This is a genomic window from Streptomyces winkii (assembly GCF_032248595.1).
Lineage (GTDB): Bacteria > Actinomycetota > Actinomycetes > Streptomycetales > Streptomycetaceae > Streptomyces > Streptomyces winkii.
On record NZ_JASTTH010000004.1, the window covers coordinates 328,036 to 353,892 of the forward strand.

Annotated in this window: 19 protein-coding genes and 1 pseudogene; 14 read left to right on the forward strand and 6 right to left on the reverse strand. The window is 71.2% G+C overall.

Features of this window, described 5'->3' with window-relative positions; genetic code table 11:
• Positions 1-3: 3 nt before the first annotated feature.
• Entirely contained in the window at positions 4-1,650 is a 1,647-nt protein-coding gene (locus tag QQM67_RS13620) for an AMP-binding protein (protein WP_314174049.1), read from the reverse strand.
• Between the two features lie 112 nt (positions 1,651-1,762).
• Between QQM67_RS13620 and QQM67_RS13625 the strand changes: the two genes are divergently transcribed.
• Entirely contained in the window at positions 1,763-2,611 is an 849-nt protein-coding gene (locus QQM67_RS13625) for a helix-turn-helix transcriptional regulator (protein WP_314174050.1), read from the forward strand.
• A 259-nt stretch (positions 2,612-2,870) separates the two neighbouring features.
• Here the strand turns inward: QQM67_RS13625 and QQM67_RS13630 are convergent, their stop codons facing one another.
• The gene (locus tag QQM67_RS13630; RefSeq protein WP_314174052.1) at positions 2,871-4,625 is read right to left on the reverse strand and encodes a SpoIIE family protein phosphatase; all 1,755 of its coding nucleotides are present in this window, start codon (positions 4,623-4,625) and stop codon (positions 2,871-2,873) included.
• Between the two features lie 170 nt (positions 4,626-4,795).
• On the opposite strand from QQM67_RS13630, the gene QQM67_RS13635 reads away from it, so the two are divergent.
• Both QQM67_RS13635 and QQM67_RS13640 read left to right on the forward strand, forming a co-directional pair.
• A complete protein-coding gene (locus QQM67_RS13635; protein WP_314174053.1) occupies positions 4,796-9,349 on the forward strand; it encodes a HAMP domain-containing protein in 4,554 nt (1,517 codons plus the stop codon).
• Positions 9,346-10,050, forward strand: a complete 705-nt coding sequence (locus QQM67_RS13640; protein WP_314174054.1) for a response regulator — start codon at positions 9,346-9,348, stop codon at positions 10,048-10,050. Before QQM67_RS13635 ends, QQM67_RS13640 begins: the two co-directional genes overlap by 4 nt.
• A gap of 83 nt (positions 10,051-10,133) precedes the next feature.
• Here QQM67_RS13640 and QQM67_RS13645 read toward each other — a convergent pair whose 3' ends face one another.
• The gene (locus QQM67_RS13645) at positions 10,134-10,796 is read right to left on the reverse strand and encodes a TetR/AcrR family transcriptional regulator (RefSeq protein WP_314174055.1); all 663 of its coding nucleotides are present in this window, start codon (positions 10,794-10,796) and stop codon (positions 10,134-10,136) included.
• A 137-nt stretch (positions 10,797-10,933) separates the two neighbouring features.
• Between QQM67_RS13645 and aroQ the strand changes: the two genes are divergently transcribed.
• Positions 10,934-11,401: a type II 3-dehydroquinate dehydratase gene (gene aroQ, locus QQM67_RS13650; protein ID WP_314174056.1), complete on the forward strand. Its 468-nt coding sequence runs from the start codon at positions 10,934-10,936 to the stop codon at positions 11,399-11,401.
• A pseudogene (locus QQM67_RS13655) lies at positions 11,398-12,292 on the forward strand (shikimate dehydrogenase). The gene aroQ and the pseudogene QQM67_RS13655 overlap by 4 nt, the downstream one beginning before the upstream one ends.
• 33 nt (positions 12,293-12,325) lie before the next feature.
• On the opposite strand, the gene QQM67_RS13660 reads toward QQM67_RS13655, so the two are convergent.
• Positions 12,326-14,539, reverse strand: a complete 2,214-nt coding sequence (locus tag QQM67_RS13660; RefSeq protein ID WP_314174057.1) for a glycogen debranching N-terminal domain-containing protein — start codon at positions 14,537-14,539, stop codon at positions 12,326-12,328.
• A 128-nt stretch (positions 14,540-14,667) separates the two neighbouring features.
• Here QQM67_RS13660 and QQM67_RS13665 point away from each other — a divergent pair, with 128 nt between their 5' ends.
• From QQM67_RS13665 to QQM67_RS13680, 4 genes are all read left to right on the forward strand, one after another.
• Positions 14,668-15,828 (forward strand): LacI family DNA-binding transcriptional regulator, encoded by a 1,161-nt coding sequence (locus QQM67_RS13665; RefSeq protein WP_314174058.1) that lies wholly within the window; start codon positions 14,668-14,670, stop codon positions 15,826-15,828.
• A 68-nt stretch (positions 15,829-15,896) separates the two neighbouring features.
• Positions 15,897-17,144, forward strand: coding sequence for a sugar ABC transporter substrate-binding protein (locus QQM67_RS13670; RefSeq protein ID WP_314174059.1), 1,248 nt, complete (start codon positions 15,897-15,899; stop codon positions 17,142-17,144).
• Between the two features lie 144 nt (positions 17,145-17,288).
• A complete protein-coding gene (locus QQM67_RS13675; RefSeq protein ID WP_314174473.1) occupies positions 17,289-18,389 on the forward strand; it encodes a carbohydrate ABC transporter permease in 1,101 nt (366 codons plus the stop codon).
• Positions 18,376-19,272, forward strand: a complete 897-nt coding sequence (locus tag QQM67_RS13680; RefSeq protein ID WP_314174060.1) for a carbohydrate ABC transporter permease — start codon at positions 18,376-18,378, stop codon at positions 19,270-19,272. Before QQM67_RS13675 ends, QQM67_RS13680 begins: the two co-directional genes overlap by 14 nt.
• 167 nt (positions 19,273-19,439) lie before the next feature.
• Here QQM67_RS13680 and QQM67_RS13685 read toward each other — a convergent pair whose 3' ends face one another.
• Both QQM67_RS13685 and QQM67_RS13690 read right to left on the reverse strand, forming a co-directional pair.
• The gene (locus tag QQM67_RS13685; RefSeq protein WP_314174061.1) at positions 19,440-20,036 is read right to left on the reverse strand and encodes an NlpC/P60 family protein; all 597 of its coding nucleotides are present in this window, start codon (positions 20,034-20,036) and stop codon (positions 19,440-19,442) included.
• 360 nt (positions 20,037-20,396) lie between these two features.
• The gene (locus QQM67_RS13690; RefSeq protein ID WP_314174062.1) at positions 20,397-21,341 is read right to left on the reverse strand and encodes an SDR family NAD(P)-dependent oxidoreductase; all 945 of its coding nucleotides are present in this window, start codon (positions 21,339-21,341) and stop codon (positions 20,397-20,399) included.
• A 529-nt stretch (positions 21,342-21,870) separates the two neighbouring features.
• Between QQM67_RS13690 and QQM67_RS13695 the strand changes: the two genes are divergently transcribed.
• The 5 genes from QQM67_RS13695 to QQM67_RS13710 all read left to right on the forward strand — a co-directional run bounded on the left by QQM67_RS13695 (position 21,871) and on the right by QQM67_RS13710 (position 25,797).
• Positions 21,871-22,065: a hypothetical protein gene (locus QQM67_RS13695; RefSeq protein WP_314174063.1), complete on the forward strand. Its 195-nt coding sequence runs from the start codon at positions 21,871-21,873 to the stop codon at positions 22,063-22,065.
• Entirely contained in the window at positions 22,062-22,622 is a 561-nt protein-coding gene (locus tag QQM67_RS13700) for a hypothetical protein (RefSeq protein WP_314174064.1), read from the forward strand. Before QQM67_RS13695 ends, QQM67_RS13700 begins: the two co-directional genes overlap by 4 nt.
• Before the next feature lie 137 nt (positions 22,623-22,759).
• Positions 22,760-22,840, forward strand: a complete 81-nt coding sequence (locus QQM67_RS30655) for a putative leader peptide (RefSeq protein WP_399066787.1) — start codon at positions 22,760-22,762, stop codon at positions 22,838-22,840.
• A 309-nt stretch (positions 22,841-23,149) separates the two neighbouring features.
• Positions 23,150-24,394, forward strand: coding sequence for an LLM class flavin-dependent oxidoreductase (locus QQM67_RS13705; RefSeq protein ID WP_314174065.1), 1,245 nt, complete (start codon positions 23,150-23,152; stop codon positions 24,392-24,394).
• The gene (locus QQM67_RS13710; RefSeq protein ID WP_314174066.1) at positions 24,391-25,797 is read left to right on the forward strand and encodes an MFS transporter; all 1,407 of its coding nucleotides are present in this window, start codon (positions 24,391-24,393) and stop codon (positions 25,795-25,797) included. Before QQM67_RS13705 ends, QQM67_RS13710 begins: the two co-directional genes overlap by 4 nt.
• The last annotated feature ends 60 nt before the right edge of the window (positions 25,798-25,857 follow it).

The following is a 25,857-nucleotide window of genomic DNA, read 5'->3' on the forward strand; positions in this document are numbered from 1 at the left end:
GGTCTACAGCGCTCCGGGAACCGGTTCCGCTTCCTCCATCGCCTCCCGGCGCAGCTCGACCTTGCGCACCTTGCCGCTGACGGTCATGGGGAACTCGGCCATGACGCGCAGATAGCGCGGCACCTTGTAGTGCGCGAGCCGGCCCTTGCAGAACGCCGCGATCTCCTCCCGAGTGGGCGGATCGTCCTGGTCGTTCGGGATGACGCAGGCCATGATCTCCTCGCCGAAGCGTTCGTCGGGAACGCCCACCACCTGCACGTCGGAGACCTTGGGGTGGGTGTAGAGGAACTCCTCGATCTCGCGCGGGTAGACGTTCTCCCCACCGCGGATGATCATGTCCTTGATGCGTCCGGTGATGGCGACGTATCCGTCCTCGCGCATCACCGCCAGGTCGCCGGTGTGCATCCACCGGCTCGGGTCGATGACCTGGGACGTCTGCTCCTCGTCCTCCCAGTACCCGAGCATCACCGAGTAGCCGCGGGTGCACAGTTCGCCGGGCTCGCCGCGCGGCACCGTCACACCGCTCGCCGGGTCGACGACCTTCACCTCCAGGTGCGGGAGCACCCTTCCGACGGTCTCCGTGCGCCGCTCCACGTCGTCGTCGGTGCGCGTCTGCGTGGAGACCGGCGACGTCTCCGTCATGCCGTAGCAGATCGCCACTTCATCCATGTGCATCTCCGCGACCACCCGCTTCATCACCTCGACCGGGCACGGCGAGCCCGCCATGATCCCGGTACGGAGCGAACCGAGGTCGTAGGAGGGGAAGTCGGGCAGTCCCAGCTCGGCGATGAACATCGTGGGCACCCCGTACAGCGAAGTGCACCGCTCGTCCTGCACGGCCTGCAACGAGGCCGCGGGCTCGAAGGTCGGCGCGGGGATGACGACGCACGCGCCGTGGCTGGTGGCGGCGAGGTTTCCCATCACCATGCCGAAGCAGTGGTAGAAGGGCACCGGCAGACACACCCTGTCCTGCTCGGTGTAGCCCAGCAACTCCCCTACGAAGTAACCGTTGTTGAGGATGTTGTGGTGCGAGAGGGTGGCCCCCTTGGGGAAGCCGGTCGTCCCCGAGGTGTACTGGATGTTCACCGGGTCGTCACAACTCAACGTCGCCTCGACGGCGTGCAGTTGCTCCTCGGTGATCTCGTGTCCGGCGTCGGTCAGCACCTCCCAGTAGGGGGTGCCGATGTGGACCGTCTCCAGCAGCTGCGGGCATTCGCCCGCCACCTCCCGTGCCATCGCACGGTAGTCACTCGTCTTGTACTCGGTGGACGCGATGAGCAGACGGACGCCCGACTGACGCAGTACATAGGCCAGTTCATGCGTACGGTACGCCGGGTTGATGTTGACCATCACCGCGCCGATGCGCGCCGTCGCGTACTGCACGAGCAGCCACTCCGGGCAGTTGACCGCCCAGATGCCCACCCGGTCGCCCTTGTCGATGCCGCGCGCGAGCAGCCCGCGCGCGAGCTGGTCGACGTCGGCGACGAACTGCGCGTATGTCCAGCGCCTGCCGTCGCGGACGTCGACGAGCGCTTCACGCTCGGGGTACAGGGCCGCGGTGCGGTCGAGGTTGCTGCCGATCGTCTCGCCGAGCAGCGGTGTGGTGGCGGTCCCGCTCGCGTACGAGAGCGCCGTGGATTCTCGGGTCACCGGGACCTCCTCGTCCTTGAGCCATGGCTTTAGCATCGTGTGTGAGTGATCTGCGCCTCACCACCCCCGAACGGGGGTGAGGTGGTGCGGGGAGCGCGAGAGAGGACTGGCCATGACCGATCCTGCCGAATCCGGCGCGATACGGGCGGCGCTGAGCAGGCTGCGGCGGACGACGGAGATACCCGTCGCGTTCGCGGGGATGACCGGTGAAGGACGCGGGTTCCGGATCACCGAGCTGACCGGTACCACGACGCAGGCCCTGCGCGGCCTGGCGATAGCGCCGGGCAACGGGCTGGGCGGCAAGGCCGTCGCGCTGGCCAGACCCACCTCCGTCACCGACTACCGCTCCTCGCGCGTGATCAGCCACGAGTACGACTCCGCGGTGGCGGCGGAAGGGCTGCGCTCGGTCCTGGCGGTGCCCGTGGTGGTGCGCCGCCGCGTGCGCGGCGTGGTGTACGCGGCGCTGCGCGAGTCGCTCGCGCTCGGCGACCGCGCCCTCGACACGGCCGCCGACGCGGTACGGGAGCTGGAGCAGACCCTCGTCGTACGCGAAGAGGCGCAGCGGCTGATGCAGGCCCAGCAGACCCCCGTCCGCGACCCCCGCGCCTGGGAGGAGGTGCGCGAGGCCCACGCCGAACTGCGCACGCTGGCCCACCGGCTGCCGGAGGGCGCGCTGCGACAGGAACTGCTCGACGCCTGCGGCCGGTTGGCCACCGCGTGCGGTCCGGAGGCGGCGCGGGGGCAGGGGAAGCGTCCGCCGGACGCGGTCACGCTCACTCCGCGCGAGGTGGACGTGGTCTCGTGCATCGCGGGAGGCGGCACGAACGCGGCGGTGGCGGCCCGTACCGGCCTGAAGCCGGAGACCGTCAAGGCGTATCTGCGCTCCGCCATGCGGAAGCTGGGCACCCACACAAGGCTCGAAACGGTGGTCGCGGCCCGCCGCGCAGCGCTCATCCCCTGACGGCCGAGGTCCCAACACGGGGACGCCGATCGCCGGTTACCGCGGGCCCCGGTGCCGAGGGAGCGCGCTCCGAACTCGCGACCGGGCAGGCCCGCACACACGCCTCACGCGAGACGCGGCCCCGGGGCCCGGGGGCCCGGCCAGCGCCCAGCGACCGGCGCGCGGAACACCCCTCCCACGCACACGAGTTGACGGCCCCGCGCCCCAACACCACCGCGCCGGCCGCGCCGGAGAGCCGGAGACCGCCGACGCGGCGGCGTCAGGCGACGACCGCGTGGAGCACCAGGATCGCCAGGTCGTCCTCCACCGGCTCCGGTCCGAAGTCGTGTGCCGCCTGGCGTACGCGCTCCGCCACCGCCATCGCCCCCATGCCGACGCACCCCGCGAGGATCTCCGCCAGGCCGTCGTCGTCGTCCAACTGCCGCTGCCCGCTGCGCCGTTCGGTGACGCCGTCGGTGACGCACAGCAGCGTCTCCCCCGGCGACAGATCGAACTCGAAGGCCACGAACTCGGTGCCCTCGTCGATGCCGAGCAGCATCTGCGAGTCCACCACGGGCACGACGTCGCCTTCGACGGACAGCTTCAGCGGCGGCGGATGTCCGGCGCTGGCGATCGAGCAGCGCGCGCCGCCGGCCTTCGTGTCCGGCTCCACCTCCCCGTAGACCAGGCTCAGAAAGCGGGGCTGCGCGCTCTCGCCGCCCACGGCCACCGCCTCGGCGCCCTCTTCCGCCATGGCGGCGTTCAGCCTGCCGAGCACGGACTCCACGCCGTGGCCCTCACGGGCGAGCAGCCGCACGAGGTGCCGGGTCAGGCCGGTGACGGACATCGCCTCGGGATCCTTGCCCTGCACGTCGCCGAGCAGGAAGGACCAGCGGTTGCGGCCCAGGGGGAAGAGGTCGTAGAAGTCGCCGCCGACGGTCTGCCCCCTGGCATGCGGCTCGTAGACGATCGCCGTCTCCACGCCCGGCAGGCTGGCGAGCGACGGCGGCAGCTGCCTGCGCTGGAGCGCCCGGCTGATGCTTGTCTGACGCGTGTACTGGCGCGCCGTGACCACCGCCTGTGCCACCCTTCGCGCGACGTCCTCGACGGTGCGCGCCACGGAGTCGGTCATCTCCGTGGGCCCGTCCCTTCCGATCACCAGCGAGCCCAGGCACGTGCCTCCGGAGACCAGGGAGAAGGCCAGCGCCGAGCCGCCCTTCCCGGACAGGTCCGCGCTCTCCGGCCACGGCCACGGGATGCCCACGGTCCGCAGCCCGGCGGGCGGAGGGTCCGGTTCGAGGGCGAAGCGGAGGGCGTCCACCCTGCGCTCGTCCGAGTGCCAGGCGCGGGAGAGGCGCATCGCCCCGTCGTCGGTGGTCAGCCACACCGCACACCAGTCGGCCAGCCGCGGCACCAGCAGCTGCCCCGCGAGCGCGGCGACCATGTCCTCATCGAGCTGCCCGGAGAGCAGTTCGCTGGCCTCCGCCAGGAAGGCTCCGCCGCGGTCGGCCCACTCGGCCGTGCGGCGCCGGTCGGCGTGCGGTGAGGAGGAGAAGATCTCGGCGGCGTCCAGCTCCCGGTGCATCGCTTCGCTCAGGGACCCGGACGGCTTCGGCACCATCTCGGATACGGCGAGGCGGAACCAGACGACCTTCTCCGTGCGCCGGTAGGTCACGCCCCACGACTCGGCCAGGGAGCCGACGATCTGGAGCCCGAGGCCGCGTCCTCCGCGCCGCGCGGAGGAGTCGCCGGTGACCCGGCCGGTGGGCTGCCTGTCGGTGACCTCGACCACCGCGGCGGAGACATCGACCGGCCCCGTGTCCTCCTGCTCGCGGTCCGGAGAGAGAGACCTTCCCGGCGGCGAGGGCTCGGTCTCGACGCCGCAGGCCACCTCGATCTGCGTACCCGCGTGCATGAGTGCATTGGTGACGAGCTCACTGACCAGCAGCGCCGCGTCGTCGGCCAGCCGCTCCGTCACTCGCCCCGGCGTCGCGCTCGTACGCGCCCACTTTTCGATCTCCGAGCGCACGAGCACACGAGCAGTGGAGGGTGCGAGCTGACTCGTGGGCAGGGCCCTGCGCGACTCTGGATCGCTCAGGCCGGCGGACGGCAGTCGCACATGCCTCTCCTGACTGGGATGCCATAGCGATAAAGCCTCTACAATAGGATAAAGCTACACATCCAGGATGCTTGGGATGGGATGCCATGGACGAGCCCCAGGGACGGTCGGTACGCGAGGGGGAGCTGCGTCCACTGCTGGGAGCCATGCGGTCGCTGAGTGACGGAGACTTCTCGGCACGTGCGGCGACCGACAGCGAAGGAGTACTCGGCGAGATAGCCGGGGTCTTCAACCAGATAGCCGCGCGGAACGAACATCTGTCGGCGGAGCTGGGGCGGGTCCGCCGTGAAGTGGGAAAGAAGGGCCGACTCGACGAACGGATATCCGCGAGCCCGGGCCAGGGCTCGTGGTCGACGAGTGTCGACGAGGCCAACCAGCTGATCGAAGCCCTCGCGCACCCCGTGACGAAGGCGACCCGGGTGATGGAGGCGGTCGCCGACGGGGACCTCACACAGCACATGGAGCGGCACGACGGCAAGCACGTCCACGACGGGGACCTGGGACGCCTCGAGAGCGGCCTTGACCGTCTCGTGGATCAGCTCTCCATGTTCACCGGAGAGGTCACGAGGGTCGCCCGCGAGGTCGGCACCGAAGGAAACCTCGGCGGACGCGCGGAGGTGGGCGAACTCTCCGGCGACTGGCGGCGCGTGACCGAGGCCATCAACGACATGGCCGAGCGGCTCACGGGGCAGGTGCGCGACATCGCCGGCGTGACCACGGCGGTCGCGCGCGGCGATCTGACGCAGAAGGTGATGGTCGAGACCTCGGGTGAGCTGCTGGAGCTGAAGCTCACGGTCAACACGATGGTCGACCAGCTCTCCGCGTTCGCCGACGAAGTCACCCGCGTCGCGGTCGAGGTCGGCACCGAAGGAAACCTCGGCGGACAGGCCGAGGTCAGGGGGCTGTCCGGGGCTTGGCGGGACCTGACGGACAACGTCAACCTCATGGCGTCCAACCTCACTTCACAGGTACGCAACATCGCCCAGGTGTCCGCCGCCGTCGCACAGGGCGACCTCAGCCAGAAGATCACCGTGGACGCGAAGGGAGAGATCCTCCAGCTGATGGGCACCGTCAACACGACGGTCGACCAGCTCTCCGCCTTCGCCGACGAAGTCACCCGCGTCGCACGCGAGGTCGGCACCGAAGGAAACCTCGGCGGACAGGCCGAGGTGAAGGGCGTCTCCGGGGTGTGGCGCGATCTGACGGACAACGTCAACCTCATGGCGTCCAACCTCACTTCACAGGTGCGCAGCATCGCCCAAGTCGCCACCGCGGTCGCCGACGGGGACCTCAGCCAGAAGATCACCGTGGACGCGAAGGGAGAGATCCTCCAGCTGAAGACCACGCTCAACACGATGGTCGACCAGCTGTCGGACTTCGCGGACGAGGTCACCCGCGTCGCACGCGAGGTCGGCACCGAAGGAAACCTCGGCAGGCAGGCTCAGGTGCGGGACGTCTCCGGGGTGTGGAAGGACCTGACCGACAGCGTCAACTCGATGGCGCTGAACCTCACTTCACAGGTGCGCAGCATCGCCCAGGTGACCACGGCCGTCGCCAACGGCGACCTCTCCAAGAAGATCGACGTCGACGCGCGCGGCGAGATCCTGGAGCTGAAGGACACCGTCAACACGATGGTCCACCAGCTGCGGGCCTTCTCGGACGAGGTCACCCGCGTCGCACGCGAGGTCGGCACCGAGGGCAACCTCGGCGGGCGCGCCCAGGTCCACGGCGTCTCCGGAGTCTGGAAGGACCTCACCGACAACGTCAACTTCATGACCTCCAACCTGACTTCGCAGGTGCGCAACATCGCGCAGGTCGCCACGGCCGTCGCCAACGGCGACCTCTCCAAGAAGATCGACGTCGACGCCCGGGGCGAGTTCCTGGAACTGAAGACGACCCTGAACACGATGGTCGACACGCTCTCGTCGTTCTCCTCGGAGGTCACGCGGGTCGCCCGCGAAGTGGGCAGCGAGGGGCAGTTGGGCGGTCAGGCCCGCGTCGAGGGCGTCTACGGCACCTGGAAGGGGCTGACCACCAGCGTCAACGAGCTCGCTCTGAATCTCACCACGCAGGTACGGGCGATCGCCGAGGTCGCCAGCGCCGTCACCCAGGGCGACATGTCGCGCGCCATCTCGGTGGACGCGCGCGGCGAGGTCGCCGAGCTCAAGGACAACATCAACGTCATGGTGGCGAACCTGCGCGAGACCACCCGTACCAAGGACTGGCTGGAGTCCAACCTGACCCGCATCGCCGGTCTGATGCAGGGCCAGCGCGATCTGGTGGAGGTCGCCGACCTGATCCTGCGAGAGCTGACGCCGCTGGTGAACGCGCAGGCCGGCGCGTTCTTCCTGGTCGGCTCCGGCGGAAAGCCGGGCGAGGAGCTGGAGTACATCGCGGGGTACGGCACCAGCGGCGGAGGGCAGCCGGGCGCACCCGACTCGCCGCTGCGCGGTCTGATATCGCAGGCCGTCTCGGAGAAGAAGCGCATCCTCATCGAGGACGCCCCGCCGGACTACGTGAGGGTGGAGTCGGGGCTGGGCTCCGCGCCCGCGGCGAACATCCTCATCCTGCCGATCCTTTTCGAGGACAGGGCGCTCGGCGTGATCGAGGTGGCCTCGTTCAGCAAGTTCAACGAGATCTACCTGACGTTCATCGACCAGTTCGTGCACACCATCGGCGTCTCGATCAACACCATCCTGGCGAACGCCCGTACGGAGGTGCTGCTGTCGGAGTCGCAGCGGCTGACGAAGGAACTGCGGCAGCGCTCGGACGAGTTGCAGCGCACCAACGCCGAACTCGAGGACAAGGCCGCGCTGCTGGCCACCTCGTCGCAGTACAAGTCGGAGTTCCTGGCGAACATGTCGCACGAGCTGCGCACGCCGCTGAACTCGCTGCTGATCCTCGCGCGGCTCCTCGCCGACAACCCCGACGGACGGCTCTCCGAGCAGGAGGTCGACTTCGCCACCACCATCTACCGCTCGGGCTCGGACCTGCTTCAGCTCATCAACGACATCCTGGATCTGTCGAAGGTCGAGGCCGGGCGGATGGACGTACGGCCGCGGAGGCTGCCGCTGACGAAGCTGCTGGACTACGTGCACGCGACGTTCCGGCCGATGACCATCGACCGGGGGCTGGCGTTCGAGATCGCCGTGGGCGAGAACGTGCCCCGCGAGCTCTACTCGGACGAGCAGCGCATCCAGCAGGTGCTGCGCAACCTCCTCTCCAACGCGGTGAAGTTCACGTCGACCGGCGGCGTGGAGCTGCGGGTCGAGGTGGCCAGGAACGAGGAGTTCTCCGAATCGACGCTGCGCGACGCGGACACCGTGCTCGCGTTCTCCGTCAAGGACACCGGCAGCGGCATCCCGCAGGAGAAGCTGGCGGTGATCTTCGAGGCGTTCCAGCAGTCCGACGGCACCACGAGCCGCCGGTACGGCGGCACGGGCCTCGGCCTGTCCATCAGCCGGGAGATCGCGGGCCTGCTCGGCGGGCGGATCGACGTGCAGAGCGAGGAGGGCGTGGGCTCCCGGTTCACGCTGTACATCCCGGCGGTCTACCCCGAGACCGGCGCCGCCGCGATCGCCGAGAGGACGGTGCCCGGCGGTGCGGGCCGCGCTTCACAGGGCGGCGGAGCGGTCGCGCCGTCTGCGCCGACGCCCGCCGCGCTGCCCGAGCCGGAACCGCTCGGACCCGCCGGCGGTGCGGCCGCGGAGCCCTCGGCCCCCGAGGCACCGGCACGCGAAGCACCGGCTCGCGCGACTCCGGCACCCGAGGCGCCGGCCCCAGAGGGACCGGCTGCCGAAGGACCGGCTGCCGAAAGACATGCGCCCGTGCACGAGATACCCGCTCGCGGGGCACCGGCCCGTGAGGCCCGGGAACCGGGGTCCGCAGCCGAAGCACCGGCACCCGGGGCACGGCCGACGCCCGAGCCACGGGCCGAGCCGCCCGCCGCGACGTGGCCCGAGGCCACGGAGCCGGCTCCCATGCCGGCCGGGACGCCGCCACGGCGCGAACCCGTCGGCATCGAACGGGCCGGGACGGAGTCCCGTACCGACGAGAGCCACCCGGAGGCCTGGCCGGAGACGACGCAGCTCAAGCGGTGGCTCGGCGGATCACGAGGACAGGTCCTCTCCGGGACCAACGTGCTCATCGTCGACGACGACATCCGCAACGTCTTCGCGCTGACCCACGTCCTGGGCCGTGTGGGAATCTCCGTCAAGTACGCGGAGAACGGCCGCGAAGGCCTCGACGTCCTGGACCGCTCCCCCGAGGTGTCGCTGGTCCTGATGGACATCATGATGCCGGAGATGAACGGCTACGAGGCGATCCGCACCATCCGGCACACACCGCGGCTGGCGGGCCTGCCCGTCATCGCACTGACCGCGAAGGCGATGTCGGGCGACAGCCAGAAGGCGCTCGACAGCGGCGCCGACGTGTACGTCGCCAAGCCGGTTGACCTCGACGAGCTGCTCCAGTCCATGTACGACCTGCTGTCCGAGAGCGGCGGCGGCACCCGGAGCGCCGCGGGCGGCCCCGGGGATACGCACGGCACGGCCTCGCCGGACGGCAGCGGGGGCATGGAGCACCACGAAGGCCCCCCGGGTGACGGCGGCGGCAGCGAACCGCCGGGGCGTGGGACATGAGTGCGCCGGTGCCCGACAGGTCGAGCATCCTGATCGTCGACGACATGGAGGAGAACCTCGTCGCGCTGGAGGCCGTACTCGGGCCGCTCGACCAGCAGTTGGTGACCGCGCGCTCCGGCGAGGCCGCGCTGAAGGCGATGCTGCGCCAGGACTTCGCGGTCGTGCTGCTCGACGTGCTGATGCCGGGCATGGACGGCTTCGAGACCGCGAGCAACATCAAGCGCCTCGACCAGACCAAGGACGTGCCGATCATCCTGCTGACCGGGACCGACGTGGACGCGGACTACGCCTACCGCGGATACGCGCTGGGCGCCGCCGACTTCCTCTCCAAGCCCATCGACCCGTGGGTGCTGCGTACGAAGGTCAACGTCTTTCTCGACCTGGACCGCAAGAACCGGCAACTCGCCGTCCAGGCCGAGCAGTTGCGCAGGCTCCTGGTCGCGGAGCACTCACCCCGGGGCGGTGGCGCCGCGGCGGCGGAGGGGCCGCTGGAGGGCACCTGGTCCGCCACCGGGCAGCCGCAGCGGATGGGGGCCGGCAGGGGCGGCGCGGAGCAGCTCGCGGAGATCACCGAGAGGCTCGTGCAGATCGAGATGATGCTGCGCGGCAGCGAGACCTCCGAGGCGCCCGAACTCTCCAACCGCATCGCGGAGTTGGAGCGGTCCGTGCGCCGGCTGGGCGCGGACGAGGAAGCCCTGTGAGGTGACCGGCTCGGCCCTGCGGCCCACCGCATTCCGCTTGCGACAAGGGGGCCGGAATGGGCTTTCCTTGGAGGGTGAGCCGCTCAGCCCTTCTCGCCGGTCGTCAGGTAGGCGATGACCATGTCCGCGAGCATCGTCCGGTAGTGCTCGCGGCGGTCCTCTCCCAGCAGGTCGCGCTCGAAGAGGGCGCGGAAGGTGTGGCGGTTGGCGACGCGGAAGAAGCAGAACGAGCTGATCATCGCGTGCAGGTCCACGGCGTCCACGTCCGCGGTGAACACGCCCTGGGCCCGGCCCGCATCGAGGATGCGCCGGATGACGTCGATCGCGGGAGAGCTGAGCCGTCGCAGCTCGTCCGAGCCGGCGATGTGCTCCGCGCCGTAGACGTTCTCGATGCTGACGAGCTGGATGAAGTCCGGGTGCGCCTCGTGGTGGTCGAAGGTGACCGCGGCGAGCCGGCGGATGGCCGCGGCCGGGTCCAGGTGCTCGACGTCCAGCTGCTGTTCGGCCTCGCGGATGACCGAGTACGCCCGCTCCAGTACGGCCGTGAAGAGCCGCTCCTTGCCGCCGAAGTAGTAGTAGATCATCCGCTTCGTGGTGCGCGTACGGGCGGCGATCTCGTCGACGCGGGCCCCCGCGTAGCCGGCGCGGGCGAACTCCTTCGTGGCGGCGTCCATGATCTCGGCCCGGGTGCGGGCGGCGTCACGTACGCGTCCGGCGGACTGCGCCGGCTCTTCCGCGGTGGTCATCCGGCTCCTCGGCGGGGTCGCAGCAGTCCGGCGATTGTAGGGCGCGCGCCGTGCGCCCCGTCCGGCCGGGACTTCACAGCACGTCACCGGCTTGATATCACTAACGAACCAGTTCGTACATTGATGGGAAGCGACCGATGCCGCACTCCTCCGACGGGCCCGGAACCCCCGTGCTCGTACTCAACGGCCCGAACCTCAACCTCCTCGGCCTCCGTGAGCCCGACATCTACGGCAAGGAGACCCTGGCCGGCATCGAGGAGCTGTGCCGGGAGACGGCTGCCGAACACGGGCTGCGGGCGGACTGCCGGCAGAGCAACCACGAGGGCGTCCTCATCGACGCCGTCCACGAGGCGCGCACCGCGCACCGCGCGATCGTGATCAACCCGGGCGGATACAGCCACACTTCGGTGGCGCTGCGCGACGCCCTCGCCGCGGTGGAGCTTCCCGTCGTCGAGGTGCATCTGTCGAACATCCACAAGCGGGAGGCGTTCCGCCACCACAGCTACGTCTCCGCCGTCGCCGACACCGTGATCTGCGGCGCCGGCGCCCACGGGTACGCGCTGGCGCTGGCCCACGCGGCCACGCTGGTGCGGGAGAAGCGGTGAGTGCGGAACGCACCTGCCCCGTCGGCCTCATCGGCTCCGGCATCGGCCCCTCGCTCAGCCCGGCGCTGCACGAGCGCGAGGCCGGCTCGGACTGCGCTACGTGTACCGGCTCATCGACGCCGGCGCCGCCGGGGCCGCATCGGAGCGCGCCGTGGACCTCGTACGCGCCGCCGGACGACTGGGCTTCGACGGGCTGAACATCACGCATCCCTGCAAGCAGGCCGCGATTCCCGTGCCGGACGTGCTCTCGCCGCAGGCTGAGGCGCTCGGCGCGGTCAACACCCTGGTCTTCGACGGCGGGCGGGCGATGGGACACAACACGGATGTCAGCGGCTTCGCCGCGTCCTTCGCACGCAGCCTGCGGGACGCCCCGATCGACGAGGTCGTGCCGCTCGGCGCCGGAGGAGCCGGAGCCGCCGTGGCGCACGCGATGCTCGGGCTATGCACCGGACGACTCACGGTCCTCGACGCCGAGCCCGAGCGCGCGCGCGGGGCTTCGCGGCCTCGCTCTCCCGGCACTTCGGCAGCCGTCGCGCCTTCGCGGCCGAACTACGGGACTCCGGCGCCCACTTGGCACATGCCGACGGCCTGGTGCACGACACGCCCACCGGGATGGCGGCCCATCCCGGGCTGCCCGTGCCGGCCGTTTCGCTCCACTCCGGGCTGTGGGTCGCCGAGGTCGTCTGCCGGCCGCTGGAGACCGAGCTGCTCGCGGCGGCACGCGCCGCGGGCTGCCGCGTGCTCGACGGCGGCGGCATGGCCGTCTTCCAAGCGGCGGACGCGCTGCGCCTGTTCGCCGGCCGGGAGCCCGAAAGCAGCCGCATGCTCGCGGACTTCGCCTCCCTCGCGGAGGCGCCCGGGGGCACGTCTGTGAGCCCGCGGGCCGCCTGAGCCGCCGCTGCCCGGCGCGTCCGCCGTCCTGTCCTAACTCCCCTTGCGCTGCCCGGAGTTCTCCTCCGCGGGGGTCTCCACCGCCACGGAGCCGTCCGGGAGCCCGCTCACCCGCGGAGTGCCGTCCGCGTCGACCGCGACCTCGAACTGCCGCTCCCCCAGCCGCAGTCCGCTCGCCCGCAGCGGGACATATCCGTCCGCCATCTTCGGGCGTACGGTGAGCCGCCCTTCCGGTGCGTCGGCCTGAAGCCCGAGCACGGCCTGGAGCACCGCCACCGCCGCGGCCGCGGACCACGCCTGCGGACGGCAGGCCGCCGGGTACGGAGCGGGGCGGGAGTCGGTGCGCGACCCGTGGCCCGCGAACAGCTCGGGCAGCCGCCCGTCGAAGGAGACCGACGCCCGGACGAGTCCGGCCGCCAGCGCTTCCGCGGCGGCGTGGTGCCCGTCGCGGGCGAGCCCCTGAATGGCGATCGCCGTGTCGTGCGGCCACACGGTGCCGATGTGGTAGCCGAGGGGGGTGAAGCCGTCCGAGTCGGCGGCGAGCGTACGCAGGCCGAATCCGGAGTCGAGGTGTTCGCCGGCCAGCCGCGCGGCGACCAGCCCGCTCTCGTCGTCGTCCAGCAGCCCCGTGCCCAGCAGATGGCCGATGTTGGACGTCAGCGCGTCCAGCGGCTGCTTGTCGCTGCCCAGCGCGATCGCCGGGTACGGGCCGTCGGCGTCCTCGACCCAGAACCGCTCGCGGAAGCGCCGCCGCAGCCGCTGCGCCCACTCCTCCCAGCGGTCCGCGCCCGGCCGGCCGAAGGCGCGGAGCAACCGGGCGCCGGACAGGGCCGCTTCGTGCGCGTACGCCTGCACCTCGCAGAGGGCGACGGGGGGTTCGGCGAGGCGGCCGTCGCGGTGGCGCACCGCGTCGCCCGAGTCCTTCCAGCCCTGGTTGGCCAGCCCGCGGCCGGTGCTGTCGACGTATTCGAGGAACCCGTCGCCGTCGGCGTCGCCGTACTCGTCCATCCACGCGAGGGCCGACTCGGCGTGGCTCAGAAGCGGTTCGACCTCGTGCGGCGGCATGCCCCAGCGCCATGCGTCGTGCAGCAGCGTCACCCACAGCGGGGTGGCGTCCACGGTGCCGTAGTAGCAGGGCGGTACGGACATCCCGTCGGCGAAGTGCAGCCCGTCGCGGCGTATTTCGTGCAGGATCTTGCCGGGCTGCTCTTCGGTCGCCGGGTCGCTCCGGGCTCCCTGGCGCCGGGCGAGCGTGCGGAGCGTGCCCGCGGCCAGCCCGGTGCCCAGCGGCAGCAGCATGCGGGCGGCCCAGATCGAGTCCCGCCCGAAGAGCGTGAGGAACCACGGGGCGCCGGCCGCGAGGAAGGTGTCGTCCTCCTCCAACGGGTCGGCGAGCAGGAGCGATCCGAGGTCGGAGCACGAGCGGGCGAACCAGTGGTCGAGGCCCCGGTCGGCCGTCGTGAGCGCTGCTCCGGACGCGAACTCGGCACGGGCCCGGGGCGAGGCGGGGCGGAACGCCTCGCCCTTGGTGTCCTCGATCGTGCAGCGGAGCGTGGCCTGCCAGCGCTCGCCGGGGCCGAGTTCGACGCCGTAGGTCAACTCGGCGGTGGTACCGGGCGCTTCGGAGGTGCCGGCGGCGGCACCCGCACCGTCGGCGGGTCCGGCGGCGCCGGCCCCTGCGTGCCCAGCGGTGTCGGGCGCGGGCGTGCACGCGAGCCGCGCGGTCAGCTCCCCGTCGCTCCACACCGGCCCGTCCGGCTGGAGCGACGGTGCGACGCGGGGCACCGAGCGGCCGGACTTGACGCTCTCCAGGGAGGCGAGATCGCTTGCGGCGCGCAGCGTCAGCCGCACCCGCACGGCGGTCAGTCCGGCGTTGTGGAGCGTGATCGTCTCGCTCAACTCGCCGGGTTCCACGGCGCGTCGGCGCTCCAGCGTGACGGCGGGGTCGGGGCTGTGCTCGGCCAGCCCGCGCAGCACCGTACGGAACGAGGCGCGTTCGGCGCTGTCCGGGCCGCCGCTGATGGGGGCGTTCGGCACGTCCTCGGCGAGGACGGTCAGCAGGGAGAGGCCCCTGCGGTCGCCGTGGAAGAAGCCGTCCGAGCCGTCGTGCATCTGACCGTCCGGGCGGGACACCGCCATGCTCGGCGCGCAGAGCGAGATGCAGGCGTCGTGCAGGAACGGCTGGAGTTCCGCCGGGGCGGACGCCCTCGTGCCGGTGTTGTCGGGAGTCTTGACAGTTGTCTCCACGTGGGCGCAACCTCTCAGCCATTGGATCGATCAAAAAGACCTTAGCAAAGAGGTCAAGAGCCCAAATTGCCCTTTTTGCACGGGAGATCGTCCAGGTTCGACCGTCCTCGCTCACAGGAGCTCACGTCATGCCGTCACGCCCCGATCCGTCGCCGTCCGTGCCCGCCCAGGGCCCGGGCGCCGGTTCGGACGCCGGTCGGGACGCCGCTCCGGACGCCGGTCCGGGGGGGCCGGCGTCCGGTTCCGCGTCGGCGTCCGGCTCCGCGTCCGGTTCGGGCTCGGGCTCGGTGACGATGGCGATGGTCGCGCGGCGTGCCGGAGTCTCCACGCAGACGGTCTCCAACGCCCTCAACACCCCGGACCTGCTGCGGCCCGAGACCCTGGAGCGCGTCCGCCGCGCGGTGGACGAGATGGGCTACCGCCCGCACCGCGCGGCCCGTTCGCTCCGTACGCGCGCCAGCAGGCTCATCGGCTTCGGCATCGAGCCGGCCGGCCCCGGCAACATCGTGCTGGACCGGTTCCTGCACGCCCTGTCGGAGACGGCGGACGCGGCCGGATACCGGCTGCTGCTGTTCGCCGCGGGCTCCGGCCAGCGCGAACTGGCCGCGTACGAGGAGCTGCTCGGCGAGCACGGCGTGGACGCGTTCGTGCTGAGCAACACCGCGCACGGCGACCCCCGGCAGGCCTGGCTGGAGGACCGCGGGATCCCCTTCGTCGCCTTCGGCCGCATGTGGTCCGAGCACGACGTGGGCGACTGGGTCGACGTGGACGGCGCAGCCGGCACCGAGGCAGCCGTCGAGCGGCTGGTGGCCGAGGGCCACGAGCGCATCGGATTCCTCGGCTGGCCCTCCGGCTCCGGCTCCGGCGACGACCGCGCCGCCGGCTGGCTGCGCGCGCTGCGCTCGTACGGCCTGGAGGCTCCCGGACTCCGCGTCGAGTGCGTCGACGACGTGGGCGCCGCGGCGCGCGCCGTCCAGCCCCTGCTCGACGCGGGCGTGACGGCGGTCGTCGCCGCCAGCGACACGCTCGCGCTCGGCTGCTACCGCGCGGTCTCCAACGCGGGAGGCACACCCGGACGCGAGGTGTCCGTGGTGGGCTTCGACGACTCCTCGGTCGCGCCGCTCCTCTCCCCCGGCCTCGCCAGCGTCGCGCAGCCTCTCGGCGACGTGGGCCGGGAGGCGATGCGCCTGCTGCTGGCCCGCATGGCCGACCCCGGAAAACCTCCCGAACGGGTGCTGCTGCCGCCCGCTCTCGTCGTACGAGCAAGCCTCGGTGCCGCTTCCGGCTGATCCGCAGACCGAGCGTCACCCACGCCCCACCTCTCCATTCTCCGCATCAACTCCTCCAGGAGGCCCGCATGTTCCGTCGCTCCACCGTGGCAGTCACCGCGTGCGCGGTGCTCGCCGCCACCGCGACCGGCTGTTCGTCCGGATTCGACAAGAGCAAGAACGGACCCGAGCAGGACACCGGCAAGAAGCAGTCGCTGCGCGTGCTGATCGGCACCTCCGGCGACGCCGAGACCAAGGCCGTGAAGAAGGCCACCGCCGCCTGGGAGAAGAAGTCCGGCAACAAGGTCACCGTGCAGCTCGCCAAGGACATCGACCAGCAGCTCGCCCAGGCGTTCGCGGGCAACCGCCCGCCGGACGCCTTCTACGTCAACTCCGACCAGTTCGCCAACTACGCCAAGGGCGGCTCGCTCTACGCGTACGGCGACAAGATCCCCGACAAGAAGGACTTCGCGCCGAACCTGCGCAAGGCGTTCACGTACAAGGGCAAGCTGGTCTGCCTGCCGAAGGACTCCTCGACGCTCGGCCTCGCGATCAACACCGAGATGTGGAAGAAAGCGGGGCTGACGTCGAAGGACTACCCCACCACGTGGGACGAGCTGGAGAAGGTCGCGGACAAGCTCACTTCGGGCAAGACGACGGGGCTCGTCACCACCAACGAGTACCAGCGGCTGGGCGTGTTCATGAAGCAGGCCGGCGGCTGGATAACCAACTCGGACGAGTCGAAGATGACCGCCGACAGCAAGGAGAACGCCGAGGGTCTCGGCTTCGCCAAGAAGCTGCTGCGCTCCGGTTCGATGAAGTACGCCAAGCAGGTCGACACCGGCTGGGCCGGTGAGGCGCTCGGCAAGGGCAAGGCCGCCATGATCATCGAGGGCAACTGGCTCGCGGGCGCCATGAAGCTGGACTTCCCCGACATCGACTACAAGGTCCTCCCGCTGCCCGCCGGCCCGGCCGGAAAGGGCACCCTCGCCTTCAGCAACTGCTGGGGCGTGGCCCAGGAGAGCGCCCACCGCGAGGCGGCCGTCGACATGATCCGCCATCTGACCTCCGCGAAGGAGCAGTTGGCGTCGTCCGACGCGATCGGCGTCATGCCGTCGCGTACGAGCGTCATGGACACCTTCGGCAAGCAGCACCCCGAGTCGAAGGGCTGGGTCGACGGCAACGAGTACGCCCAGAGCCCGGTGACCGTGCCGGGGTTCACCAAGGTCGTCGACCAGTTCAACGCCGACCTTCAGGGGCTGCGCACGGGATCACCCGCCACGATCCTCTCCACGCTCCAGCGCAACGGCGAGCAGGCGATCAAGAAGGGCGACTGACCTCGCATGCCGACCACTGTCACTGAGCGTCCGGCGCCGCCGCCTGCCAGGCGGCGGCCTGGGCGGCCCGGGCTCCCCGGGCGCTCCCGCTCCCGTACGACCCGCGGACGTGAGGGAGTGTGGGGCTGGCTGTTTGTGAGCCCCATGGTCCTCGGGCTCGGCCTCTTCATGGCGCTGCCGATCCTCATGGCCGCGTGGGTCAGCCTGCTGAACTGGGACGGGCAGTCCAATCCGTTCACGCCCGACGCCGACTTCATCGGGCTCGACAACTACCGCAGCCTGCTCGCCGAGGACGGGCTGGCGCGCTCGCTGCTCGCCACGTCGCTGCGCAACAACCTGTATTACGTGCTGCTGGTGGTGCCCTTGCAGACGGCGCTGTCGCTCACGCTGGCCATCATCGTCAACCAGCGGATGCTGCGCGGCCGCAGCATGCTGCGCACCACGTTCTACTTCCCGTCCGTGACCAGTTCGATCGCGGTGTGCACCGTCTTCCTCTTCCTCTTCCAAGGCAGCGGCGCGGTCAACCAGTTGCTGAGCTGGATAGGGATCAAGGGACCGAACTGGTTCCAGGACTCGCGCGGAGTCCTGTGGGTGCTGCTCGACGCGCTGGGAATCGTCGACGGCCGTCCCGGCGGGGTCCTCGCGGATCACCGCCTGCTGGGACTGCCCTACTCCGAGTGGCTGGCCGGCCCGTCCGTGGCGATGTGCACGCTCATCATGCTCGCCGTATGGACCACTTCGGGCACGTTCATGCTCATCTTCCTCGCGGCGCTCCAGAACATCCCCCGCGAGCTGGAGGAGGCCGCGGCCCTGGACGGGGCCCGCCGGCGCCACGTGCTGCGCCATGTGCTGCTGCCGGCGCTGCGTCCGGTGATGTTCCTGGTGACGACCCTCGGGCTGATCGCCAGCTGGCAGGTCTTCGACCAGGTGTACGTGCTGGGGCAGGGCGATCCCGCCAACACCACGCTCACGCCCGCGTTCCTCTCGTACTCCTACGGCTTCGACAACGCGGAGTTCGGGCAGGGCGCGGCCATTTCGTTCATCCTGCTCGGAATCGTGCTGCTGATGACGGGAGTTCAGCGCCTGCTGCTGCGGGAGCGCGGTGTGCGGGGCCCGTTGAGGCGGCGCATCGCCGCGGCCGTCGCACAGCGGCCGGGTGCCGTAGACGCGCCGGGCGACGTGACGAGCGAAGGGAACGACCAAGGGAAGGACGAGGGGAAGGAGGCGCACCGTGCGCACGACTGACGAACCGGTCTCCACGGACGAGCGGCCCGTCCTGGCCCGCTTCCCGCGTCCCGCCCGGATCGCGGGCTACACGCTGCTGCTCGGCTTCGCCCTGCTGTACGCGCTGCCGTTCCTCGTACAGCTGGCGACGAGCTTCAAGACCGACCCGGAGGCCGCGTCCCACCCTCTCTCGCTGTGGCCGGCGGCGCCGACGACGGCCGTCTTCGACAAGCTCACCGGCTCGGGCGGGGCCGGGAGCGTGCCGTTCATGCGGTGGCTGGGCAACAGCACGCTGGTCACGGTCGTGGTGACGCTGGGCCGGGTCCTCTTCGACTCGGCGGCCGGATACGCGCTGGCCAGGCTGCGCTTCCGCGGCCGTGCCGTGCTCACCGCCTTCCTCATCGCGGTGATGGCCGTGCCGCCCGTCGTGCTGCTCATCCCGAAGTTCCTGGTGCTCAACACGCTGGGCATCTTCGACACGTACACGGGGATGATCGTGCCGCTGCTCTTCGACGCGGCGGGCATCTTCATCATGAAGCAGTTCTTCGAGTCCATCCCGAGGGAGGTCGAGGAGGCGGCGCGGATCGACGGCGCCGGCGTGGGGCGGATCTTCTGGTACGTGGTGCTGCCGATGTCGCGGCCCGCTCTGATCACCGTCACGCTGCTGTCGTTCCAGGGATCGTGGAACGAGTTCACGCACTTCCTGGTGTCCACGCAGTCCAGCGACTACGAGACGCTCACCACCGGTCTGGCGCGCTTCGTCTCCGGCGGTCTGGGCGCGGGAACGCAGTATCCGCTGAAGCTGGGCGCGGCGCTGCTCTCCACGATTCCGGTGGCGGTGCTCTTCTTCTGCTTCCAGCGGTACTTCATCCGCGGGGCGAACGCGGGCTCCGTGAAGGAGTGAGGGGCTCGTTCCCTGAGAGGCCCTGGAACCTCTCGAACCCTCCGGGTCCCCCCGGACCGTCGCCCGCGCCTCGCGGGCGGCACGGAGCGCTCCCGCCCTGGTGGGGGGCGGGAGCGCTCGCGGGACCCGCTCGGTGCCGTGCCGGAGGGCCTCCGGCACGAACTGCCTCAGTCCGTCAGGTTGTTCGGACGGTAGGGCTTGTACTCGCTGCCGGACGCCAGGCCGTAGTCCAGCACCCGGTGGTCCGTGCCGTGGCCGCCCCGCTGCTCGAAGGCCGAGTAGGCGGTGTGCGAGTCGTCGGTCCACTTCTCGAAGATCACCACGTGGCGCGTGGTGTTCGAGCCGTCGGCGTCGATGAGCAGGTCGCCGGGCTTGAGGTCACCCAGATTGATCGGGGTGGTCAGGTCCCGGTTGCTCGCCAGCTCGACGGTGTTCGGCCCGGACTTCCACAGGCCCAGCGTCATCGAGACATAGCCGGAGCAGTCCTGCCGGTACCCGTCCGACCAGACGTCGGTCTGGCTGTAGGGAACCTGCGAACCGTTGTTGGCGGTCAGCCAGGTGGCCGCCCGCTCCAGCATCTGAGCCCGTGTGATCGCATCGGCCTTGGCGGACTTCTCGCTCTTGGCCGCGGCCGCGGCGGGCTTCTCGGCGGGGGTCGCCGTCGCGGACGACGGCAGTACCGCGAAGCCCAGAACGGCGGCACTTCCGGCCGCCACGGCGGCCAGTGAGATACGTGCACGCCGGCTGAGGGACGTCAGAGACATTCCGCTCCTCTTTGGTGGGGGGTGTGCGTTGCCACAGGCCACCCGGCCCGAAGCAGGCACATCCTGGGCCCGCTCTCCTCGCGAACACCGCGCGCGCAAAAGGTTCTTCACCTGATGGGCACAAGCGGATTCGGACATCACGGCGCAAGTGCGCCGCGCGCCGACACCGTTTCCCTTCGGATTCCGCAGGTGCGCCCAATGAAGACCGCCCAATGAAGACGATGCGGCGTCACCGGTCCCCCGGAGCGGCGGCACAGCGACTCGCGGCGCAGGAGCGGAACGGGGCGCGGGGCGGGGTACCCGCCACGTCGCCCGACGGGGATACCCGTCAGGTCCCCCGCTTGTCAGCCCGTCCGCAGGTCAGCTCGTGAGCGTCTCGACGGAGACCTGCCACAGCCTCGCCGCCGCCTCCGGATCGGCGGCGTGCGGTGCCACGCCGCGCGCCGAGCCGGGCTCGTTCACCGGCGCCTCGTTGCAGTCCTCGAAGTACCGGCCGCCGATCCCCTCCAGCAGCGACGACGTCGCGAGGAGCACGGACGTCGCGGCGCCCTGTCCGGGCGTCTTCCACGGCGAGGCCCCGCCGCCGGCCTCGGCGCTCACCCGTTCCAGCTCCTCCTCGCTGACATGGCGCTGAAGCCGGGTGCGAACGGCCCCGGGCGTAAGGGAGTTGACGGCGATGCCGTCGCTCTCCCAGCGCTCCCACGCCCCGACCGCGAAGAGAGCCGTGGCCGTCTTGGACTGCGCGTACGCGGACCACGGGTCGTAGGGGCGCGCACGGAAGTGGACGTCCTCGAAGACGACCGGTGAGCGCACGTGCGAGTCGGCGCTGACCGACACGACACGCGCGCCGCCCGCGGCCGCCAGCGCCCGGTGCAGCCCGACGGTGAGCGCGAAGTGCCCCAGGTGATTGGTGACGAACTGGAGCTCCCAGCCCTCGGGCGTACGCACCTCCGGCGAGGCCATCACTCCCGCGTTGTTGACCAGGATGTCCAGCGGGCCGTCCCACGCGGCGAGGAATCCCGCCACGGACTTGCGGTCCGCGAGATCGAGCGGGGCGACCCGGATCTCCTCGTTGCCCGTGGCGGCGACGAGCTCCGCGGCGCGGCGCCGCCCCGCCTCCGTGTCCCGCACGGCGAGGGTCACCTGCGCTCCGGCACCGGCCAGCGCGCGGGCCGTCTCCGCGCCGATGCCGGAGGCGCCGCCCGTGACGACGGCCCGCCGTCCGGTCAGGTCGATGCCGTCGATGACTTCATCGGCGGTGGATTCGGCGGTGAAGGGAGTGCTGATGGGGGCGGTGTCGGTCATGGTCTTCCCGTCTCGCGTGGCGGTCCGGAGCGGGAGGGGCGGGCGCGCTGGGGAACGCCGTGAACCTCCACTACGACCACTTCACCGGAGCCCCCGGGGATCCTCAATCCGGCCTGTCCTCCGGTCGGGCGAACGCGCACCTGGACGGATCACCACCGGACCGGGAGGCGAGCGGACGGCGCCCCGCTTCCCCTGCCACGGGGGCGGCGGCAGAGCGCGAATTGACAGCGCTCCCTCGGGTGCGAGCCTGGAAGGAGCAGGCCCGTCGCGGCTCCCGAGAGACGACCGATCACAGCCGATCACAGCCGGTGACGGCTGGGGTGACGATTCCGCGGGGCTGGGTGGCAGCCGGCGGCGCGTGGCCCGCGGGAGAAGCACGCGGGCGCTCAACCGCCGGGCCGTCGTCCCCCGGAACCACCGCCCACGGCCCGGCACGGTGACCGTACGGTCGCACCCCGTACGACGGCGTAGGGGGTTGAGCCCGGCGGCTGCCCGCTCCGACCCGTCCCCGCAGGAAGCAGGGGTTTCCATGGAAGGTCTCGTCTACGAGGCTCCGCGGCAGGCCCGCGTCCTGAACGCCCCGGAGCGGCGCACGGCCGAGCAGCCGTGGACCGTCCCGCACGGGCCGCACCTCTCCGAGGGCCGCGACGCCCACCTGTGCTTCGACGACCGCGCCGAGGGCCGGACGAAGGTCCTCGCGCATCCCGACGGGAGTCACCCATGACACACACGGCGAGCAGCGCGACAGACAGGCCCGGCGGCTCCGCGCGGAGTGCGCCCGTCACGGCGGGTCCGCTGCGGACACCGCTTGCCATCTACCTCAACGACCATCTCCTCGGGGCCACCAGCGGCAGCGAACTCGCACGCCGCATCGCGAAGCAGCACGCCAAATCCCCCGCGGGAGGCGCACTCATCCGCGTCGCGGACGAGATCGCACAGGACCGTGCCGCGCTGCTGGGGATCATGCGCGACCTCGGCGTCCCCGCGCGCCGCTACAAGACGGGGGTGGGATGGCTGCTGGAGAAGGCGGGCCGGGCGAAGACCAACGGCTTCCTCGTACGGCGTGCACCGCTCAGCAGCGTCCTCGAACTGGAGGCCCTGCGCCTGGGAGTCGAAGGCAAGAGGCTGATGTGGCAGGCGCTGAGCGCGCTGAGCGGACCGGGCTCGGCCGTACTCGACGACGAGCAGCTGGCGCGGCTGCTGCGCCGCGCGCGCGAGCAGGGCGAGACCCTTGAGGAGCTGCAACTCGCCGCCGCGAAGGGCGTTCTGGGGCAGGGCTGACCCGGGCGTCGACGGGTCGCCGGACGCCCCGCCCGGGCCCCCGCCTCGTCCGCGTAGCGGCGCGGCACCGTCTCACCTGCCGAAACGTGAGCCGGTAGGGGTTGAACCCCAGGAGCGGCTCGCCCAGAATGCGAACCATGACAGCTGCCGCCGGACTCCTCGTGGAACGCCTCCACGTCGACCTGTGCCGCCAGTCGAGCGCGACCTGTCACAGCTGATCTCCCGGCAGGGCCTGTGCCGCCCGCCGTCTCCCCGCTCCGTCTCGCGGTCGTACGAGCCGCGCTGAACGGCGCCCGCATCGCTCAACACCCGTGCCCCGCACAGGGGTTGCCGTGGTGTGCGCGCAGTGACCGGAGCAGCGGGCCGCGGGCTCGGACGCGGCCGTCGCCCCTCGGCGCCTGAGCCCTCGCGCCACGCGGGCAGCGCCTCGCCGTGACCGCCGCGCCCGCAGCAGGCCGCCGTCCGCCGCGGACTGCCGGGTGCCGTCCGGTTCCTCTCCGCCCCCCCCTGGACCCTGGAGTCTCTCCATGTCTTCGCCGTCTTCCGCGAGTTCGTCGTCTTCCCTGTCGTCCTCGGCCTCCCAGTCCTCCCCCGCCGCGGCCTCGCCGCCGGAGCCGCCCCAACCGCCGCTGACGTTCCACTGGTTCCTGCCGACGACGGGCGACAGCCGCCACATCGTCGGAGGCGGGCACGGTTCGACGCCCGGCGCGGCCGGCGGCGACCGTCCCGCGTCCGTCGAATACCTCGGCCAAATCGCCCGCACCGCCGAGCAGTTGGGCTTCTCCGGCGCGCTCACGCCGACCGGGGCGTGGTGCGAGGACGCCTGGATCACCACCGCGATGCTCACGCAGGTGACCGAGCGTCTGAAGTTCCTCGTGGCCTTCCGGCCCGGGCAGATCTCGCCGACTCTCTCCGCGCACATGGCCGCGACCTACCAGCGCCAGTCGCACGGCCGGCTGCTCCTCAACGTCGTCACCGGCGGCGAGTCGGCGGAGCAGCGCGCGTACGGAGACTTCCTCGGCAAGGACGAACGCTACGCGCGCACGGGCGAGTTCCTGGACATCGTGCGCCGCCTGTGGACCGGCGAGAAGGTCGACCACGAGGGTGAGCATCTCCACGTCGAGGGCGCGCGGCTCAACCGTCTTCCCGAACCGGCGCCGGAGATCTACTTCGGGGGCTCCTCCCCCGCGGCCGGTCACGTCGCCGCCCGCTACACGGATGTGTACCTCACCTGGGGCGAACCGCCGCAGCAGGTGAAGCAGAAGATCGACTGGGTGCGCTCCCTCGCCGGCGCGCAAGGACGCGACGTGCGGTTCGGCATCCGCCTGCACACCATCACCCGTGACACCTCCACCCAGGCATGGGCGGAGGCTCAGCGCCTTCTGGAGGGCATGGATCCGGAGCGCATCAAGGCCGTGCAGGAGGGCTTGGCCACGAGCGAGTCCGAGGGGCAGCGCCGCATGCGCGAGCTTCACGGCAGCGGCACCAGCGACCAGTTGGAGATCTACCCCAACCTGTGGGCGGGTGTCGGGCTGGTCCGCGGCGGCGCCGGCACGGCGCTGGTGGGCAGCCACACCGAGGTCGCGGACCTCATCGAGGAGTATCACCGCCTCGGCATCGAGGAGTTCGTCCTCTCCGGGGTGCCGCACCTGGAGGAGGCGTACTGGTTCGGCGAAGGCGTGCTGCCCCTGCTGGAGAGGCGCGGCCTGTGGCGGCACCCGGACGGCGCCCGTACGGCCGAGGCGGGCATCGTCCCGTTCGCGGGCCGGTGAGCGCGGCGCGGCCGGAGGCCCCGGCGTCCACCGAACCCCGCAAGCTCCGGACGGTCGTGCTCTCCAGCCTGCTGGGCACGACGGTCGAGTGGTACGACTTCTTCCTCTACAGCACCGCCGCCGGGCTCGTCTTCGGGGAGCTGTTCTTCCCCACGACGAACGGCACGGTCGGCACGCTGCTCTCGTTCGCGACGTTCGCCGTCGGCTTCCTCGCCCGCCCCGTCGGGGGTCTGCTCTTCGGGCACATCGGCGACCGCATCGGACGCAAGCGCACCCTCGCCTTCACGATGAGCCTGATGGGCGTCTCCACCGCCCTGATCGGCGTGCTGCCGACGTACGAGCAGGCCGGGATCCTCGCTCCGGCGCTGCTGCTGGTCCTGCGCGTCGCGCAGGGGATAGCGCTGGGCGGCGAGTGGGCCGGTGCGGTGCTGCTGGCCGTGGAGTACGGGCCGAAGGGCCGCAAGGGCCGGTACGGCAGCTATCCGCAGATCGGGCTCGCGCTCGGACTGGCCCTGGGCACGGGCGCGTTCGCACTGCTGAACAACGTGCTCAGCGACGAGGCGTTCCTCGGCTACGGGTGGCGCGTGGCGTTCCTGGTGTCGCTGGTGCTGGTCGCCGTCGGCCTGACCGTACGGCTGAAGATCGACGAGACGCCCGCGTTCCTGGCCGTGCGGCGCCTCCGGGAACTCCCGCAGTCGGCGCCCCTGGTGGAGCTGCTGCGTGAGCGTCCCTCGCGGCGCCATGTCGTGCTGGGCATGCTGGCCCGCTGGGGCGAGGGCGCGGCCTTCAACACGTGGGGCGTCTTCGCCCTCACATATGCGACCGCCACGCTGAAGCTGGACCGCAGCGCGGTGCTGCTGTCCGTCACGGTGGCCGCGCTCGTGATGGCGGCGGCGATACCGCTGTCGGGTGCGCTCACGGACCGTCAGGGGGCCCGCCGCGTCTACTTCGTCGGCATGGGGCTGTTCGCGCTGTCGGTCTTCCCCGCCTTCTGGGTGTTCAGCGTCGGCGGGACCTGGGGCTTCGCGGCGGTGCTCGTGGTGACGCTCGGGCTGGTGCACGCCTACTTCTACGGCGCCCAAGGCACCCTGTTCGCGGCGCTGTTCGCGACGCAGGTGCGCTACACCGGCATGTCGTTCGTCTACCAGATGTCCGGCATCTTCGCCTCGGGCGTCACGCCCTTGATCATGACCGCACTGCTGGCACTCGGCGGCGGAACACCGTGGGCGGCCTGCGGATATCTGGCGCTGACGGCTCTGGTGAGCATGTGGGCGACGGCGCGGCTGCGCGAGAAGGACCTGTACGTCGTCACCGGCGGCGGCCCCCGCGGCGGCGGAGCCGGGCCGGGCGAGACGCACCCGGAACGGCAGTCGCGGGGCGAGCCCGCGCCGCTGTCTCCCTGACGGGGAGCCGACGGCCCACGCTCCCGAGCCGCGCTCCCAGACCTTCGAAGGAGATTCGCA

Bases quoted from the DNA above. Each gene is read 5' to 3' on its own strand.
- QQM67_RS13695 (WP_314174063.1), top strand. From the start codon at position 21,871: ATGGAAGGTCTCGTCTACGAGGCTCCGCGGCAGGCCCGCGTCCTGAAC.
- aroQ (WP_314174056.1), top strand. From the start codon at position 10,934: ATGCCGCACTCCTCCGACGGGCCCGGAACCCCCGTGCTCGTACTCAAC.
- QQM67_RS13665 (WP_314174058.1), top strand. From the start codon at position 14,668: ATGCCGTCACGCCCCGATCCGTCGCCGTCCGTGCCCGCCCAGGGCCCG.
- QQM67_RS13640 (WP_314174054.1), top strand. From the start codon at position 9,346: ATGAGTGCGCCGGTGCCCGACAGGTCGAGCATCCTGATCGTCGACGAC.
- QQM67_RS13690 (WP_314174062.1), bottom strand. From the start codon at position 21,341: ATGACCGACACCGCCCCCATCAGCACTCCCTTCACCGCCGAATCCACC.
- QQM67_RS13705 (WP_314174065.1), top strand. From the start codon at position 23,150: ATGTCTTCGCCGTCTTCCGCGAGTTCGTCGTCTTCCCTGTCGTCCTCG.
- QQM67_RS13635 (WP_314174053.1), top strand. From the start codon at position 4,796: ATGGACGAGCCCCAGGGACGGTCGGTACGCGAGGGGGAGCTGCGTCCA.
- QQM67_RS13645 (WP_314174055.1), bottom strand. From the start codon at position 10,796: ATGACCACCGCGGAAGAGCCGGCGCAGTCCGCCGGACGCGTACGTGAC.
- QQM67_RS13675 (WP_314174473.1), top strand. From the start codon at position 17,289: ATGGTCCTCGGGCTCGGCCTCTTCATGGCGCTGCCGATCCTCATGGCC.
- QQM67_RS13700 (WP_314174064.1), top strand. From the start codon at position 22,062: ATGACACACACGGCGAGCAGCGCGACAGACAGGCCCGGCGGCTCCGCG.
- QQM67_RS13670 (WP_314174059.1), top strand. From the start codon at position 15,897: ATGTTCCGTCGCTCCACCGTGGCAGTCACCGCGTGCGCGGTGCTCGCC.
- QQM67_RS30655 (WP_399066787.1), top strand. From the start codon at position 22,760: ATGACAGCTGCCGCCGGACTCCTCGTGGAACGCCTCCACGTCGACCTG.
- QQM67_RS13685 (WP_314174061.1), bottom strand. From the start codon at position 20,036: ATGTCTCTGACGTCCCTCAGCCGGCGTGCACGTATCTCACTGGCCGCC.
- QQM67_RS13625 (WP_314174050.1), top strand. From the start codon at position 1,763: ATGACCGATCCTGCCGAATCCGGCGCGATACGGGCGGCGCTGAGCAGG.